The organism is Caballeronia sp. LZ003 (assembly GCF_031451465.1).
Taxonomy (GTDB): domain Bacteria; phylum Pseudomonadota; class Gammaproteobacteria; order Burkholderiales; family Burkholderiaceae; genus Caballeronia.
The window spans coordinates 1-16,262 of sequence record NZ_JARUXJ010000247.1 but is presented as its reverse complement, the minus strand read 5'-3'; the positions used below and the strand labels follow the sequence as shown (position 1 = coordinate 16,262).

17 protein-coding genes and 1 pseudogene are annotated in these 16,262 nt (G+C 57.2%); 11 read left to right on the top strand and 7 right to left on the bottom strand.

Annotated features, from left to right (window positions below; translation table 11 throughout):
- The coding region (locus QCE79_RS37755; RefSeq protein WP_309853856.1) for a Gfo/Idh/MocA family oxidoreductase at nucleotides 1-412 on the top strand (412 nt) is incomplete at its 5' end.
- Nucleotides 413-1,725: 1,313 nt separating this feature from the next.
- Here the strand turns inward: QCE79_RS37755 and QCE79_RS37750 are convergent.
- The 5 genes from QCE79_RS37750 to QCE79_RS37730 all read right to left on the bottom strand — a co-directional run bounded on the left by QCE79_RS37750 (nucleotide 1,726) and on the right by QCE79_RS37730 (nucleotide 5,310).
- Nucleotides 1,726-1,995: a DUF1488 family protein gene (locus QCE79_RS37750; protein ID WP_309853854.1), complete on the bottom strand. Its 270-nt coding sequence runs from the start codon at nucleotides 1,993-1,995 to the stop codon at nucleotides 1,726-1,728.
- An 882-nt stretch (nucleotides 1,996-2,877) separates the two neighbouring features.
- Nucleotides 2,878-3,156, bottom strand: a complete 279-nt coding sequence (locus tag QCE79_RS37745; RefSeq protein ID WP_309853851.1) for a hypothetical protein — start codon at nucleotides 3,154-3,156, stop codon at nucleotides 2,878-2,880.
- A gap of 94 nt (nucleotides 3,157-3,250) precedes the next feature.
- A complete protein-coding gene (locus QCE79_RS37740; protein ID WP_309853848.1) occupies nucleotides 3,251-4,120 on the bottom strand; it encodes a manganese catalase family protein in 870 nt (289 codons plus the stop codon).
- 787 nt (nucleotides 4,121-4,907) lie between these two features.
- Nucleotides 4,908-5,078, bottom strand: a complete 171-nt coding sequence (locus tag QCE79_RS37735; RefSeq protein WP_309853845.1) for a hypothetical protein — start codon at nucleotides 5,076-5,078, stop codon at nucleotides 4,908-4,910.
- A 49-nt stretch (nucleotides 5,079-5,127) separates the two neighbouring features.
- Nucleotides 5,128-5,310 (bottom strand): hypothetical protein, encoded by a 183-nt coding sequence (locus QCE79_RS37730; protein ID WP_309853842.1) that lies wholly within the window; start codon nucleotides 5,308-5,310, stop codon nucleotides 5,128-5,130.
- A gap of 562 nt (nucleotides 5,311-5,872) precedes the next feature.
- Here QCE79_RS37730 and QCE79_RS37725 point away from each other — a divergent pair.
- From QCE79_RS37725 to QCE79_RS37705, 5 genes are all read left to right on the top strand, one after another.
- Nucleotides 5,873-7,003, top strand: coding sequence for a HAMP domain-containing sensor histidine kinase (locus QCE79_RS37725; protein WP_309853839.1), 1,131 nt, complete (start codon nucleotides 5,873-5,875; stop codon nucleotides 7,001-7,003).
- Nucleotides 7,004-7,336: 333 nt separating this feature from the next.
- Nucleotides 7,337-7,843, top strand: a complete 507-nt coding sequence (locus tag QCE79_RS37720; protein WP_309853836.1) for a DUF892 family protein — start codon at nucleotides 7,337-7,339, stop codon at nucleotides 7,841-7,843.
- Nucleotides 7,844-8,100: 257 nt separating this feature from the next.
- Nucleotides 8,101-8,874, top strand: a complete 774-nt coding sequence (locus QCE79_RS37715) for a patatin-like phospholipase family protein (RefSeq protein ID WP_309853834.1) — start codon at nucleotides 8,101-8,103, stop codon at nucleotides 8,872-8,874.
- Nucleotides 8,841-9,227, top strand: a complete 387-nt coding sequence (locus tag QCE79_RS37710; RefSeq protein ID WP_309853832.1) for a DUF3734 domain-containing protein — start codon at nucleotides 8,841-8,843, stop codon at nucleotides 9,225-9,227. The genes QCE79_RS37715 and QCE79_RS37710 overlap by 34 nt, the downstream gene beginning before the upstream one ends.
- Nucleotides 9,228-9,596: 369 nt before the next feature.
- A complete protein-coding gene (locus tag QCE79_RS37705; RefSeq protein ID WP_309853829.1) occupies nucleotides 9,597-10,556 on the top strand; it encodes a GGDEF domain-containing protein in 960 nt (319 codons plus the stop codon).
- A 571-nt stretch (nucleotides 10,557-11,127) separates the two neighbouring features.
- Here QCE79_RS37705 and QCE79_RS37700 read toward each other — a convergent pair.
- Nucleotides 11,128-11,301, bottom strand: a complete 174-nt coding sequence (locus QCE79_RS37700) for a Flp family type IVb pilin (RefSeq protein WP_309853826.1) — start codon at nucleotides 11,299-11,301, stop codon at nucleotides 11,128-11,130.
- 326 nt (nucleotides 11,302-11,627) lie between these two features.
- Nucleotides 11,628-11,957, bottom strand: a complete 330-nt coding sequence (locus tag QCE79_RS37695) for a hypothetical protein (protein ID WP_309853824.1) — start codon at nucleotides 11,955-11,957, stop codon at nucleotides 11,628-11,630.
- Between the two features lie 315 nt (nucleotides 11,958-12,272).
- Here QCE79_RS37695 and QCE79_RS37690 point away from each other — a divergent pair, with 315 nt between their 5' ends.
- The 5 genes and pseudogenes from QCE79_RS37690 to QCE79_RS37670 all read left to right on the top strand — a co-directional run.
- Nucleotides 12,273-13,265 (top strand): chemotaxis protein CheB, encoded by a 993-nt coding sequence (locus QCE79_RS37690; protein ID WP_309853821.1) that lies wholly within the window; start codon nucleotides 12,273-12,275, stop codon nucleotides 13,263-13,265.
- 330 nt (nucleotides 13,266-13,595) lie between these two features.
- Complete coding sequence (locus QCE79_RS37685; RefSeq protein ID WP_309853819.1) at nucleotides 13,596-13,892, top strand: DUF6723 family protein; 297 nt, start codon at nucleotides 13,596-13,598, stop codon at nucleotides 13,890-13,892.
- Between the two features lie 299 nt (nucleotides 13,893-14,191).
- The gene (locus tag QCE79_RS37680; RefSeq protein ID WP_309853814.1) at nucleotides 14,192-14,863 is read left to right on the top strand and encodes a helix-turn-helix domain-containing protein; all 672 of its coding nucleotides are present in this window, start codon (nucleotides 14,192-14,194) and stop codon (nucleotides 14,861-14,863) included.
- Between the two features lie 186 nt (nucleotides 14,864-15,049).
- A pseudogene (locus QCE79_RS37675) lies at nucleotides 15,050-15,702 on the top strand (chemotaxis protein CheB).
- Nucleotides 15,703-15,739: 37 nt separating this feature from the next.
- A partial coding sequence (locus QCE79_RS37670) for a CheR family methyltransferase (RefSeq protein WP_309853804.1) occupies nucleotides 15,740-16,262 on the top strand: 523 nt, incomplete at its 3' end.

The window sequence follows — 16,262 nt, the reverse complement described above, 5'->3', positions numbered from 1 at the left end:
GGATACGGCTGCCGCCATCATTCAGCTAAAGAACGGCGCGGTCGCGACGATTACCCTGTCCGATACGGCAGCATCACCTTGGAGTTGGGACACGTCTTCGGGCGAAAACGCTTCGTTTGCGAAACATTCCATCGAGAGTCACTTCATCTCTGGGACGGATGCCTCGCTGGCGCTGCCGACCTTGCGCATGTGGCGCTATGCGGGCGAGCGAGGGTGGTTCCACCCGCTCGCGGTTGGACAAGTGCCCTACGTAGCCGCAGATCCTTACGCTGAGCAGTTGCGCCACTTCGGAGCGGTCATTCGAAAAGCAGAGAAACCGGTTTGCGATGGCTTCGACGCTGCAAAAACGCTTGAAGTCACAGCATCTGTGCGACGGGCCGCCCAATCTGGAGCAGCCGTTCGTTTTGGCTGACCGCTGGCGGGATCTCGAACTAACGAGGTTTCGCGGAAAGGACTGCTTTATCGTCGGAAGCAGTCGTAGGTGCGAAAGAAGTCTTTACGCCCGCTTTGGGTCGATACGACCCATTCGAAGCTAGCGAGATAGTGTTGTTCCGATCGGACGCCCCGGTAAGCGATTACGCACAAAATACGCGGGATCGCTTGCCTTGCCGCGCTCGGACGCACGGTGCGGCCCGGCGGAAGCGAAGAATCTGCGAACCGTCCCGGCTAAAGGAGCGGCTTGTCGACGCTTGCTCGACGGATCTCGTCAGACTGAACTTTTCGATCCGGTCGGGAATGCGGCGACAAGCCTCGTCATTGTGCCGCCAATCCTGAATGCGACGTTTGAGCCGTTCGATCTGCTCGTCGAGCGTGCGAAGTCGTGAGACTTTATCTTGCAGACGGTCGCTCAGCTTCGCAGAAAGCTGGTCATCCAGTGACGCAAGCGCGGCTTTCGCAGCTTCAATCGAAGGGCGACGGCCTTGCGGCAGTACGATGCCGAATTATCCGCGAAGCTGATCGATCTGCATGACGCGAATCCGGAACACGTTAAGGCGGTAGGCGACCATTCCATCTAACTAGTTGCTTTGCTTCCGGACCCGTCGTGCTCTTCGAATGAGACATCCCTGCTTGGAGCGGTGATCGGGCAAGCGTGTCAGCAGGCGGGCGTCCGCTCAAGTCGACGAGAGTGATGGCGGGCTGGACTCAACGAGGCGCCGCACTTGGCGCGGCATGGATGCTCGATCTTGAAGCGAGGATAGACAGGACGGCGGAAACGGTCAGACTGCCGCCGACGCACATCATTGCGACCACCAGTGCCCTGGCAAGGGTCAACGGATCCGGTGAAGTCTGTCGCAAGTGTTGTCTGATGCCACTGAGGTGCACGACAGCATTTCCGGGAGTCGTCACAAGTTGTATAAGCGCGTCCCAGGCGGGTACCGGGTTTTTGAGGTTGCCTTCAATAACCATAAATCGAGGTGGAGATGGGCTGCTCTGACGGGATGCGATAAGCACGAGCAACACACCGTCGCGCCGCAAACATTCGCGTCGGAGCGCCTTGCCGTCATCAACGCAAAGCGGCAGTTGGACGGAGACTTTTGGATGATGACCACTTGGCCCACTTCGATTCGGACCGCGTTTCATAATTGGGGAGGCATTCTCTGGATAGGTGAAGTCTTGGTGATCCATTGGAACCAAAGACCGCGCCGGATGTAACGCACTCGGGAACGCAAGAAGAGCGCAAACAACTCCGGCTGCGTCTAAGTGGTCGCCGCGCGGACGATCATCTTATTTTCTGAGAAAGTCCGCCGGCGTCAGGCGAATCGTGTCGGAGCTGACAACCAGAGACTTTCGTTCGGCAACCGCGCGGATGCGAGCATATCCGTCTACAAAGCACTGCCGTATGCGTTCATCGCGAGCCGGTAAGTCGAGCCAGAAGCACTGCTGCAACGCTTCTAACAAGATCACGCACTCAACCCGTAGACCATGTTTGAGTACCGCGAACTCGACTCCGTGCCGGGTCAGCTGAAATTGAGATTCGCTTGGAGCCGCTTTCATAGAGACGTCGGTACTGTACTCGGGGTTTGCAATACCGCCAGCGACGATCTTTCGACCGAGTTCCTGAGCAGCTGCGAGTGCCTCGTCGGCCCCATGTAAGGCCCGATCGGCGAGGCGCCATCAAGCGGTTATAACAGCTTTGAATCCGTCTTGCGCACCACCTTCAACGTGCCGTGAAAGCCTCCTGCGAGTGCCGCGATACGCCGCGAAAACAGCGAAGTGGTTCTCGGTTGAGCAGGGCGTCGGTGCGACAGGTTTGAACGGGGGAGAAAGAAGCTTTGGGCGTTTTGCATTGCGCATAGCATTGCTGAAATAGCCGAACGGATTCAAACAGTCGAAGCAAAAAATGTACCGAAATTTACGGACAGACCGAGATAACCGCCAACAGCTAGTGCTCGCGAGGACAGCGTTTGCACGAACGGAGAGTCATTGAATAATTTCACAAAGTAACAAACGCCGCGGTTAGCGGACTGGCTACGCGCGACAAGGACAGCACTGCGCGTTTCCGGTTGCGATTCGCCGCAGCCGCACCGAGCGAGCCGCGGAGATCGGTTATCAACTTGGCTAACCGTCAATCGCTAGGGCGGCGCTTCGAATACGCGCATGACCGCGCGTCGATACGTTGGAGTTTTCGGAGCCAGCCCAGTCCACCTTGGTATGCCCTGAGCGCCGTACTCCTACGTTAGGTCAAGTGAAACGATTGTCGCTAAGCGTCCAGGCGGACATGGCGATCGGTGGCGCCACTACGTACTGCCGTCTCCCCTTAGGTCACAGACCACTGGTAGCGCGTACGCCTTAACAGATACGTGATCGCTTCAACCCATTCCCACGTGTCGCGAAGCAAGAATGCGGCACCCGCGAAGATTGGCCTCTTCATCTCGGTTAGCTTTGTTGCATGGAGTTCGGTTTAGGCGGCGGGAAGCGGAAAAATGTCGCGACGATTGCCATTTGCAGGCGCGCTGAAGCCATACTGTTTCGCTTCGAGGAGATCAGCGAACGCACCATGATGAGTTCGCGTTTCAATTGATCGTCCACGTCCAGCAACTGTGCGTGTCCGAGCAACTCGTTGAACGTGGTTAGGAATTCTTCCTCAGTCAGTAGCAGGTTTTCCGACTGCGCACGTAACTTCTGAATAGCGATGACTATTTCATTTCGGTTCATACACTATTCTGCGCAGGAAGGGATCTAGCCGATAGAGTCTCTGCAGCATTTACAACCGCGCAGACCGCGCGCGGTTGTGACATTTGACGGCCTTTCAAACGGCCTGACCCGCCCCGAGGTCAGCGCCTGTCGTGGGATTTGCGGCTGGGTCTGAGGCGGTGCGCGAAGCCATCGATTGCAGCGCCTGCACTTCCTGCTCCGATACCTGAACAGTGGCTGTGCCATCTCCGCCATCGACCGCCGGCTGGGGATCCTCGACGAACTGCCAGTCGCCGCCCTGATTCCAAGGGCCTCGGGCGTCGTCACCCTTGGACATGTTGAAATAGACGCTCGTGAATTCCGGGTCACCGGGCAGCTTGCCCTGCGGGAAGTTCGGCTGGATGGAGTGCAGCGCTTTCTCGAAAGACTTTTGGTGGGCGATCTCCCGCGTCATCAGGAAGCCCAACGCCTCTTTAATGCCCGGGTCATCCGTGACGTTGATCAGTCGTTCGTAGACGATCTTGGCGCGCGCTTCCGCGGCGATGTTCGAGCGCAGATCCGCAGTGGGCTCGCCAATCGTATCGATATAGGCGGCCGTCCAAGGGACGCCAGCAGAATTGGTGAGCGGCGCTCCGCCGCCATAGAGGATCGAGGTGATATGCGAATCGTTGCCGGCGCCAGTCAGCGAACGGTACATTTCGGCTTCGGCCTGTACGCCTTCGGCCAGCTGCCCCTTGGCGCCCTTATTGAGCATCGCAACAATCGAGCCGATCACCTCAAGATGGCTCAGCTCCTCGGTCGCAATATCGAACAAAAGGTCTTTGCGGCCCGGATCATCTTCAGCAACAGCCTGGGTGAAGTAGCGACGGGCGGCCGCGAGCTCGCCTTGGGGGCCGCCAAACTGTTCAAGCAGCAGGTTGGCTAGCCCCGGATTCGGGGCCGCGACACGGACGGTGTATTGCAGGCGCTTATTATGAACAAACATCAACGGCTCCTTGTGAGGGGCGAGCGGTAGCCTTGCGGGCGTGCACGACAGCGGTGCTGCGACGTCGTCGCAACAAATTCAGCAATGGCTGTACCATACTTTGCGTCTCTCTCAGGTCCTAGCTGGCCGAATGGCCGAGGTATCAAGAAAATAGGCCGACGCTGCACCTGGGAAACGCGCGTTTGACTGTCTTGATTCCGATTTGCAGTCGATGAAATCGCGTACGAGCGGCATCTCACGCGATGCTTATCAAACTGGATACGCTTGCACACGGTTCGCGCATGGTGTCGAGCATAGGCTGCCGGATAAGCAGCGTGGCACGCCAAGCCCACGGCAGAGTCCCTCGGCAGTCGGGGCGCTCGCGTCACATCCGGATCATTGACTTCCACAATGAATGGTTAAAGGGAAACCGCCTGTTATCCAAGTTCGGTTTTGGCGGGCGCTCGAGCGCATTCAATCGAGCGGCATCACCGAAGCGCGCGGTTGGAGCCTAGCTGACCTAATAAATCAGTGATTCGTAAATTTTGCGCACGCCGTAGGCCGATTGCCGACCGAGCATGAACGTCCGCGCGCCGGAGCGATATAGCGCCAAGTTGCCGCTCCGCAAAGCCGCAATAATGGTCAAACCCGTTCGTGCCTGGGCAAAGATAAATTCCGAACTCGGATTCTCGGGTCGTTGCACAGGAATGGGCGTTCGCAACATCCCTTGCGTTCGATTTTTTAAAGCGGTCCAGCACGTCATTTGTCTGTTGAAGCGCGGACAGCTGTGCCTCCCTCAGAGCTGCAGTCAGAAGAAGCGCTGAAGGAGAAACAGCAGCGCAGCACTCGCAGTCATGGCGGCCAAACATCCGACTACAAGAAGGCTGCGCGGCCAACGTCTAAGCTGCTCGATCTGTCGCAACTGGAGTTCGATCGCATGTTGCACCCGCTCGCTTGAGCGCTCCCATTCGGATTTCATCGTGCCTCCGCTTTGATGAGTTTTGGGAAGGCCCGCCGAAACACGGCGATCACCCATCGGAAAGATTTGACAGCTCCTTCAGCGACAGTTCGAGGATTTCCACCGCATCGGCATGTAGTGCCGCAATCTCTGCGCCTAATGAAATACCCGATGGCATTCTGCGATTGTCTGAAGAATCGCGAAGCACTGTTATGGCCAGTCGTAGTGCGCCGGCGAGATCAAGATTGTTCATGAGCCCCTCCTTCCCATATGGGGTTGAACATTTTGGATACCCAAAGATTGGGTACCGAGTTGCATTCTAGCGTTAGATTTTGCGGTTCGAATAAGCGATACGAACCGTTCGCTTATAAATCGTCTGTGGCGGATAGCGACCGGTCTCGGCAGGCGCATTACGATCGGTCGGGCAGGCAGGTCTCTCTCGATTCCTTTACGATCATTCGACGCAATGGTAAAGGTGCCAGATACACCTACTTTGCCGCATTGCTGAAATAACACGTCGCAAATCTTTCGCAGCCCTCATAATGAAGTTCGAGGCAGCATGCCCGGAAGGCTTACTCTGCCGCGACTCAACCCGACATCGGCCGCGCACAGACCCAACGCGCATCTAGCGGTGGTATTTGATTGAAGTCGTGCGCAGGTCCGCTCGAGCGCTTAATGGAGCGCTTCTCTCTCGGTTTAGATCGCTCGGTCATTTTAGAGCGTCGCGCCCCCGACACTCGCCTCTTTTAATGGGCAAAGCCTTTCATGTCCGCGCTGTTTGGGCCGACTGACATGAGACGGTCCCAAGGACATGAATGTTGCACAACTTCCTTTCGAACAATCGCGCCATCATCCTGGCGAAGTGCCAGGAAAGAGTGGCAAGTCGTCCCTTTCGGGCGGCGTCCAAGGACCAACTCCAATCTGGCGTGCCGCTCTTCCTAGACCAGTTGATTACGACGCTTCGTTTCGAGCAAAGCGATAACTCGCCTGGCGGTCAAGAAGTTTCCGGTCCGCCCAGCGGCGTCGCCACCGATTCCGAAATTGGAGCATCAGCCAGCGAGCACGGAAGCGCGCTCTATGCATTGGGTTACACCATCGATCAGGTCGTGCACGATTACGGCGATGTTTGTCAGGCTGTTACCACGTTGGCACATGAGCGCGACGTTCCTTTCGAGGTCGAAGAATTCAAGACAATGAATCACTGCCTTGACACGGCGATAGCAAGGGCCGTGATGGAGTTCAGCTATCAACACGGCAGGGTGGAGCATCAAGAGGAAACACAGGCTTTCAAAGAACGGATAGAAGAACTCGCGGATGAGATGCGAAATGCGCTGGGCAACGCGATGATGGCATTCCAGGCGGCCAAAGCGGGCAACCTAAGTCTGTCAGGCGCTACGGGAACTATTTTGGAACGTGCCCTTGCTACGATGCGCAAGACGATCGAATCCTCGATTGAGGACGCAAGGGCGCCGGCTGAGAACGCACGACTGGCGGCAGAAAACCACTGCCTGGCTGAGTTTATTGCCGAGGTCGCGCATGCGGCTCAGCTAGCTGCTCAGGTAAGAGGCGTAAGACTCACGGTTCTAGCGGTCGACAATACGCTTGCGTTCCGTGCGGATCGCGATGCCCTGTACTCAGCTCTTGGACACCTTATCCAAAATGCGTTCAAGTTCACCCGTCCGCGCAGCACCGTCACCCTTAGCGCATATGCGATAGCGGATCGAATCCTGATTGATGTAAAGGACCATTGCGGCGGACTCGCGCCAGACGCGGCACGTACCATGTTCAAACCCTTTACGCAGCAGTCCGCAGATAAGACCGGCCTTGGGTTAGGTCTATCGGTTACAAAAAAGATCGTTGAAACCTATCAAGGCGTTTTGAGCGTGAAGAACCGGCCGGGCGTCGGTTGCATCTTCACTATTGACTTGCCGCGATATACGGCGTAGATGGCAAGACTGCTGAACGGTGAACACCTGACGACAAGGAGCGTTTTCGCGCGTTACCTTTGCTTAGAAATGAAGTCCCACCGAGGAAGGGCTTGCTAGTTTGCTAGTCCGCGACCTCTAAGTACACAGCTGACCGGGCATCGCGCCAATGTCAGTGTGGGTTGACCTGGTTGCGATCGTTCAGCCCGCGGCATACCCATTGCTCAGTCGTGTTATGCATGACCGCGCCCATTCACGATAAAGGAAAGCGCTTGACATCCTGGTCTAGGGAAAGAAATGACCGCGTGCAGGCCTGCTCGAAACGCAGCGCTCACAAATTTAAGGAGAACTACCGTGGCTGTAGCAACGCTAAAAGATTTGTTTATCCACGCCTTGTCTGATGTTTATAGTGCAGAAAAGCAATTGACGAAGGCGCTCCCGAAGCTCGCCCGCGCGTCGACCAACCCGGATCTTGCAGCCGCTTTCAAGACACACCTCGAGGAGACGCAGGGACAGATCGAGCGGATCGATCAGGTGGTGGCGGGCACCGAAATCAAGCTTAAGCGCGTCAAATGCGTGGCGATGGAAGGGCTTGTCGAAGAAGGTCAAGAGCAAATCGAGGAAATCGAGAAAGGTCCGATCCTTGATGCTGCACTGATCGCCGCGGCGCAAAAGGTCGAACATTACGAGATTGCGAGCTACGGCACCCTCGCAGCCCTTGCCAAAAAGCTTGGTTACGCCGACGCGATGAATCTTCTTCTTGAAACATTGGAAGAAGAAAAAGCCACTGACCAAAAGCTGACGGTGCTCGCCGAGCAAGAGCTATCTGAGGAGGAGGCAGGCACAAAGAACAGCAAGTGAATCATGGCGCCGCGTTCGTGCTCAGACGCGGCGCCTGATTTTCACGGCAGTTTCAAGCGTTAGCCGCTTTGGTTATCGCTACCCAGGGCCTCTCTCAGAAGCGCTCAACGAAAGACCGCCGAGTAGCCGAGGGCACGATGTCCACGCATGACTGTTTCCCTGTCACAGCACTGCCTCATCGTCTAGTCCCACTTCGCCCACTTTCTGTCGTTGTGCATAGCGGGAGAAACAGTTCCTACGAAGTCCACGGAGCATCAATGACTGAGCACGACCCGAATGCAGGGGGATTCGAGCGGGTTGCCCTCGCACTGCAGGGCGGCGGCGCCATCGGCGCGTTCCAGGCCGGCGTGTTCGAGACCCTACACGAGGCAAATATTGAAGTAGACGCTTGCTGCGGATCGTCAATCGGCGCAATCAACGCTGCCATCTATTTTGGTAATTCAAAGTCGCGTCGAATGGATCAACTGAGGGAGTTCTATCATCGGGTCTCGATACCCGGTACAGCCACGCGGGATCAGATGCTCGGGTTTTTCGGCGCGAGCATGCTCGCTGGGGACGACTTTCGCCGCTCGCTGGCCGAAGCGGACCAGAGCTATGCGATGAGCGTGGGACTCCCCGGCTTCTTCACCCGCCGGCTGAACGTGCCATGGGTGAATGGTAGCGGCGCGCCCGAGCTAGCCAGCATCATGGATCTCGCGCCGCTCTATCAGACCTTGGAGAACCTTTGCGACTTCGAGGAATTGAATCGCAGCACCACACACCTGAGCGTCGTTGCGACCAACGTGGCTACGGGCAAGTCGCACTATTTTGATAACCGCCATGGGCGCCTGCGTGAAGCAATGATTGTCGCTTCCGGCTCATTGCCGCCTTGGTTTGCCGCCGTCAAGATCGACGGTGCATGGTTCTGGGATGGTTCGCTCGTTTCGGCCGCACCGATGCACCGTATCATCGAAACTGCTCCGGCCGACGTTCGTACGACCATCTTCCGGGCAGACCTTTGGAGCCCGGACGGCCAAGTCCCGACAATCTGACTGACGCCGAAATTCGTCAGAAAAACATTGAGCATGGAAGTCGCGCGGCTGCTTACCGTGAAACGTTGGACGAGTCGCAGCGTCTAAAGTCGCTGCTCGCGTATGCGCTCGAGTGTATCGAACCGGCACGGCGACAGGCCGATGCGGAACTCATGAACGCGGCAGCGCTTGCGAACGTCAGGCCGATCCGCATTGTTCCAATGGACTATGAGTCGTCGCAAGACGGAACGCACTTCAAGGATGGTCAGTTCAGCCCGGCAGCTATCCAGACACATTGGGCCCACGGGCGGCAGGCAGCACAAGCGGCACTCGAACGATTAAACAGTGTTATGAGTGGCCGTAAGACCCTTTGACAATGGTAATGCCACGCTTGCATGTTGTGGCGCTAGCTGCGCTGCATGGCCTTCAAAAAACGCCCTGGGGAGTTCCTCGAGGAAGGCTCGTATGCTGACTTGAGAACTGCCCACGGAGACGAATGTTGTCGACCGCCGTTGCTGATTGACGACGGCGAACCAAAGTCCCCACATCGGAAGGCATTCATGTCACCATTGTTTCGACGAATTGGGAGCACCCTTGTGCGCGTAACTTTGCAGGCACGTCAAGTTATCGCGCGTTGCCAGCGACACATCTGAGCGGAAATGCTCGCGCGCAACCGACTCAGGGTTCAGTTACCTAGTCAAGACTGGCAGCGGCGACAATGACGACATTGGAGAAGCGACATATTGGCTAACGTCGGCGTGATTCCGCTCGGGACCGGGGATGCTCCGCCGAGGGTCGTAGATGCGTTGCTTGGAGCGCTTTGCTTCGGAGATGCGTACGTCGGCCTCTACGATGAAACCGACTATCTTCGCTTTGCAAATGAAGCGTTCCTTAGCGCATTTGGAGTGCGGGCCGGCGAGGACATCACGTTTTCAGAGATAATCCTTCGGGCGCACAGGCAGAAAACGAGTGTGCGCATCGCCGCTGCCGATCCGCATGCATTCATCATAGATGCCCAGCTTCGTTGTCGAGTGCTTGCGCAGGCGCCGCGCCAGCGCGCTTTCCCAGTCGATTTCGTCAACGGTGCTTGGTACTGGTGCACCGAGACGCTGTTGCCCAACGGGTGGATCGTACTTTCAGGCAGCAACATCACAGCGCTTAAGAAGACAGAGAAGAATCTCGAAGAGGCTCGGGACAGGGCGGTGCTGTTGAGCCATGTTGATGAACTCACGGGGATACCAAACCGCCGCTTTTCGATGACGCGTCTGGACAAGCTCATGGAAAGAGCAAAGGTTTCTCAATCGCCGCTGTCCGTCGCTCTTCTGGATCTCGACTATTTCAAGACCATCAACGATACATATGGGCACGATGCGGGCGACGAGGCCCTTCGGCGCTTCGCGAGGCACTGCACGTCGTGTGTTCGCGCCTCTGATTTCTTTGGTCGAATTGGGGGCGAGGACTTCATTCTCCTACTACCGAACACCTTACCCATCGTCGCCCAACAAATAATCGAGCGCACCTTGCACACGCTGGCGAACCTGCCCGCAGATGGAAGGGACGGGCAAACGATACGTTTGACATTTTCAGCTGGGGTTGCGCAGTTCGAAGGGCACGAGCGCCGCGAAGACCTGATTGCTCGCGCCGATGCCGCCCTTTACTGTGCTAAGGTTTCGGGGAGAGCACAAGTCCACATTCACACGTAGTCCAGTCGCCCCCCGACCTGCAAAGAGCTGCGTTGTTTCAGGTCAAAGATGGCCTGAAAGCAAGCGCGATCCGTCTATGACGACGAAGACGTTAGGGAAGCTGAACACGCCTTCAGCTTGTTTGCCTGAATGTTGACCGGCGCCTGGAATGTACGCTGATTGTGACTAGCGATAGCATCCCGTCCACGGGCGGAAAGACGATGAGGTTGCTTCGGGTGACGTCGGGCCAAATCAATACCGCGTTGTCCGGCTCAACGTCGTAGTGTTGATGTGGACGCCGGTGCACCGGCGAATCGGAGAGGGCGGCCGCAGATAAAGCTCACCCAGGCTTTCGGTGAACGACACGGATCGTCGACCTTCCACATCAACGGGATCGTCGACCTTCCATGACACTGGGATTGGCGCGCATTCAACGAATTTCTAAGATCAACCGCTTCAGCATGAAGGATCGGACGAAACGCAGAGGTGCTGCGACGGCACGGTGCGCTCAGACCGCCGGGAAAGTGTGCCCGTTGCGTCAACTGCGCGCCGTGCCCCCTTGAACAAGTGAACAAGGGCGAGCCACTCACGCTTATCGGACTGTCGAAAGCTTAGTCGTAATAGCGGTAAAAGTAGACGAGAGTTGTGTGGCGAGTCCGCTCACGGAAGTCATGATGCCCAGCGCAAGTACGCCAGCGATCAGGCCGTATTCGATTGCGGTAATGCCGCGCGTATCGTTGAGATAGCGCTTAAAGAATTGGGGCATGATTCGATCCTCGGGGTCAACGTTGTAGTGTCGTTCGCCCGGTGTACTGATCGGTCGTCTGCATCGATATTCGTCTCTCTCAGTTGACGAATCCGAGGGTTTTTGGGCGCAAGTCTGATCGGGTACCCGGGCCTATTGCCAGCCTCTATGTATGAAGCATGCTTGGGCACTGCGCCACGCAATACTTCACCTTCCCGCTATCGGCGCAGCGCGCCAAGTCTTTAACGACCTCAACGATTATTTTTGCTGTAACGCCGCACGACCGCCTCTAGCACGGAAAATATCGATGCGTTGCTCAGTTCGCGCAGGATGATCCACCCTGACCCCTAAAATCCGAGTAAAAGAAGTAATAGGAAAATGCTGGGGAAAGCAACACTGGCTATCGCCATTCCGAAAATAATCGCCAAGTCAGATCGGTATATGCGCGTTTCGAGGTAGAGATGGCGGTCAAGAAGTGGATCAGGTGCTTCGACAACGGAGCCGTCAGCCTGCCTTGAGTTTGACTCCTCGAGAAGTGGTGTCATGTCTTTAGTGCGTCCCGCGTTCAAGAGAACCGTCCGATGATTAAGCATGTCATGTGCCATGTCGAAAAGGCTTTTGCAGATCGCACTTGTCGACAGCGCGGTAACCACAACAACCGCGTTGTTCCAGAACACTCGGCGCCTTGAGTAGCGCGTTACGTGACATGGGTGCGCATCTAGCGACAATTTCGACCTGATCCGGCTAGTGGCCCTCGGGCCTGAGCCTCGCATCTGCCATCTGTGACGCCGAAAGAGTGTTTCCGCCGCTTCGCAGGATCGGCGGTTGCCCACGAGATAAAAAGGCGAGTCGAATTTGGAAAACGCCTCGCTGCGCGCTTGATAAGTAGTTAGGTACCCGTCGCACGACGCCTTGCTCTTTATCGGTGGCTGCCTGAGCAGCGCGGAATACAAGGACAAGCACGCCCCGCGCTATCATCAAGCGAGGAACCAATGGAACGACGAGATATTGTGGTGGTAGCGACATCCACCGGCGGCCTGGAAGCGCTTAAGCAGTTGTGCGGTACGCTGCCAAGGGATCTGCCCGCCTCAGTGTTCGTGGTGATGCATATCGGCGCCTATCCGAGCATTTTGCCCGCCATCTTACAAAGCGTGTGCAATTTGCCGGTGAGACACGCCGCCGACAATGAGCCTTTTGCACTATCGACAATTTGCATTGCGCCGTCCGACCGTCACCTGTTGCTTTTACACGGCAGAACTTTGCTTTCGAATGGACCAAAAGAGAACTTCACCCGCCCAGCGGCGGATCCTTTGTTTCGCTCAGCGGCTGTCACGTACGGCCGTCGAGTCATCGGCGTTGTTCTGACCGGCGATCTCGACGACGGGGCTGCAGGGATGCGGGTAGTGCGCGCCTGCGGCGGGTTCACCATCGTCCAAGATCCAGCTGATTGCCGCTCGCCTAGCATGCCCATCAATGCGCTGCGAGCCACCACCGCCGACGTCGTGGCTCCCATTGCGGAGCTAAGCACGGCCATCCGTCAAGCACTGGAGGCAACCATGACCACTCCAAAGGAACACAATCAAGCGGACGCACTGGCGGCCGAGTCGGAAGACAGAATGATGCGTACCGGGAAGATCGAGCTCGCTGATCTCGATGCCATTGGCGTGCGCAGCTCGCTGACCTGCCCCGACTGCGGCGGCGTGGTATGGCGCATCGGTAGCGGGATGCCGCTGCGCTACCGCTGTCACACCGGTCACGCTTTTTCCGCAGTGGCGCTGGAAGATGAGCAACGCAGGCAATCCGAGAATGCGATTTGGCAGGCGCTCCGGGCAATTGAAGAACGAATCTTCTTGGCACGCGAGCAACTCGAAGAGGGAAAGCTGGCCGGACACGACGTCTCGCATCTTGTTGCCCGAGTTGCCACGCTTGAGGAGGCAAAAGCGTCAACGATGCGCATTGTTCGTGAGGGCTTGATCAATGCTTAAGGGTTGCGATCCTGCACCTGACGCGCGTGGATGGTGCTCGACAGGTAATTGTCCCGATATGAGGGAGCGACCTACAAACGACCCGCGCGTCTCTTGTCTTTCGCTCTCCGTCCTCCTTCTCTTACCTCGCCCTCGGAGCAGATGCGTTTTCCGTCCTTAAGGTATCCAAAACGTACACGTCATGCGTCTGATACTTCCGTCGAGAGCCTACGGGTGAGCGGGGAGGCCCTTGCATCGCCTGCGAGCGACCTTCGTTTCCCCGAGCAGGGCACGGCCGCTTGGCTCGGGCAATGCTGAGATAGCTTGTCTCCACTCACATGGCCTACGCCAATGGCACACATTACAGGCAAGCGACCCAAGCTGGTCCTTTATCCGACCAAGCCCGTGCCACCGACAGCAGGCACAGCAGAGGGCGACTTCGTGGTCTATGCGTCGTACAGAGGCACGGAGGCAAGCGGTTTTTACGGCAAGTTGAAGGTTGTGCGTACGACCGACGGTCGGCTGTTGTATCCCTTCGACGGGGCAGCGCCGATTGGCCCATTTCCTACGAAACAAGAGGCATCCGTTGCGGCTGTAACGCTCGGGACGGAGATCGTTGCCGCTGATCTAGCTTATCCAGAGTTATAGGGGTTAGCGGCAGGGAAGCACTGGAATCGTTAGGACGCGGCGTACGCAACTCAGACGCGACCGCGTAAAAGTGTGAGAAACCGCAGTGTGGCCACCGCACTTCTACGTGCCAATCAGGCGCCGTTACGCTCAATCATCTCAATCCCTACCCCAAAGCGCCTGTCTTACTGCAGTTTATGCATTCGCCGACCGCGCAGGTTCTGCGGTCCGAAAACCACCAATTCCGTACTTGCACGTGGTAGTCCTGCTGCCGTAGGCTGTCCACATATTGTCCAAATCTACGAACGAACGAGGCGATAATGTCATATCTAATCTATTTGGCCAGGGGCGATCCGCTCAACGAAAGGTATCTGGAGCAGATCGCGGCTGCTGGATTCCAATTTCATCCGGACGATCTGTATTACGAAAACGCGTGCTGCTCAACAGCAGCCGCCCAGCGACCCGGTCTGCAACGAGCCGTCCGTCACTTATGGCCCGTAGACGTGTTGATCGTCGTCGGTCTGAATGCGTTGGGCAACTGTGTTTCCGATGCTCTGACGACCTTGCGGGCAATAGAACGTGAAGGGGCCGCAACCATTTGCTTAGCGCCTAATCGAGAGAGATTCAGTGCTATCAGTGGCGCCGCGCTCATCGAGAGCCTCGAATTAGTTGTTGACTTCGAGCGCGTGGTCCGCACGTTTCGAGGGCGGCATTCCCATGAGACCGCAAGCTTGCGTGGTTCGAAATCCGGCCGACCTTTTAGCATGACCGAGTCAGATCAAGCCCAGGCCTTACTTGCTCTTTCGAATGGTTGGACGGTCAGTCAGGTGGCGCGCAATTTCAATACGTCGCGGCAAACGATCATGCGCCTGCGCCGCGCCGCGAGGGGGTGCGAACATCCTTCCGATTCTGCTCCCGACCCCGCCTCGGAGCCGTCGACCCGTGTCGAGCGAGCCGAGCAATCGGTCGCGCCAGTGAAAGCAACATTATGATAGGTCGATGGCCACTGAGTTTGCTAGCGGGCGGGCGCACGCTTGAAATGCAAACATAAGACGCCGTCGAGAACAACGTGTCAAGCCGACGCAGCCGCAGGCCAGACTTGCACATAGGATCTGCGCGCGGGCACGTCATGATGGAAGAGCACGTCGTTGCTCGACCGAGCTTCCGACCGAGGAGTCATGGAAAAAAACCAAATAAATGCCACTGATGGCCCCACCAGTTCGCTCCCGCAACTCCCCGATGCTCTGGCGAGACCGTTGGTCGTAGGCATAGGAGGCTCCGCCGGTGGACTGCAGGCGGCGATGGCGCTGCTCGAAACACTGGGCGCCGAGGCTCCCGTCGCGATTGTCCTGGTGCTGCATCTTTCGCCAGATCACGAGAGCAGCGCGGCCGAGATATTGCAGCGGGTCGCACCGCTGACCGTCAGCCAGGTCCGCATCAGGACGCGCTTAGAAGCGGGTCACGTGTACGTCATTGCGCCTGCAACCAACCTGATCACCGACGACAGACATGTGCAGCCCGGTGAGGCGAGCCGTAACAGACCCTCGTCCGTCATCGATCTTTTCTTCCGAACCTTGGGGGAAGTGCATCAGGAACGCGCGATCGGCATCGTTTTGTCAGGAACGGGCCGGGACGGGTCCTTGGGACTCGCTTCCATAAGGAGCGAGGAGGGCTCACGATTGCGCAGGAGCCGGACGACGCCGAGTACGCAGAGATGCCGCAAGCGGCGATTGCCACGGGAACGATCGACCTGGTCTTGAGTGCCAAGGAAATCGGCCGGCAGTTGGTCGACCTCGCAAAAAGCCCCGCGCGCCCTTTCATCGGATTCTGATGCCGCCCCGGTAACGGACTCCGACGCCGAAGCCACGTTGGATGACGACAAATCTGACGAAAAGGCGCTGTACGACATTCTGGCGACACTTCGGAATCGAAATAAGCACGACTTCCGACATTACAAACGCGCCACGGTGCAACGTCGCATCGAGCGCAAGATGCGGGTGAACCGACTGGCCAGTATCGCGGAGTACCGAGATTTTGTACACAACAACTCGAGCGAGCTTGTCCCGCTGCTGGCCGATCTCCTCATCAGCGTGACCAGTTTCTTTCGCGACCTTAAATCCTTTGCCGCTCTACAAAACGACATCATTCCGCGTTTGATGGACGGCGTCCCAGCGGGAGAAGAGGCGCGCATCTGGGTACCGGCTTGCGCATCGGGAGAGGAGAGTTACTCGGTCGCGATCCTGATTCAGGAATACGCGGACCGGATGCCGCAGCCCCCGCGGGTGCAGATTTTTGCAACTGACATCAATGAAGCGGCGCTTGAGGTAGCCCGAGCCGGCATCTACCCGGCGAACATCTCGGCCGACGTGACCGAATCCCGATTACTCGCCT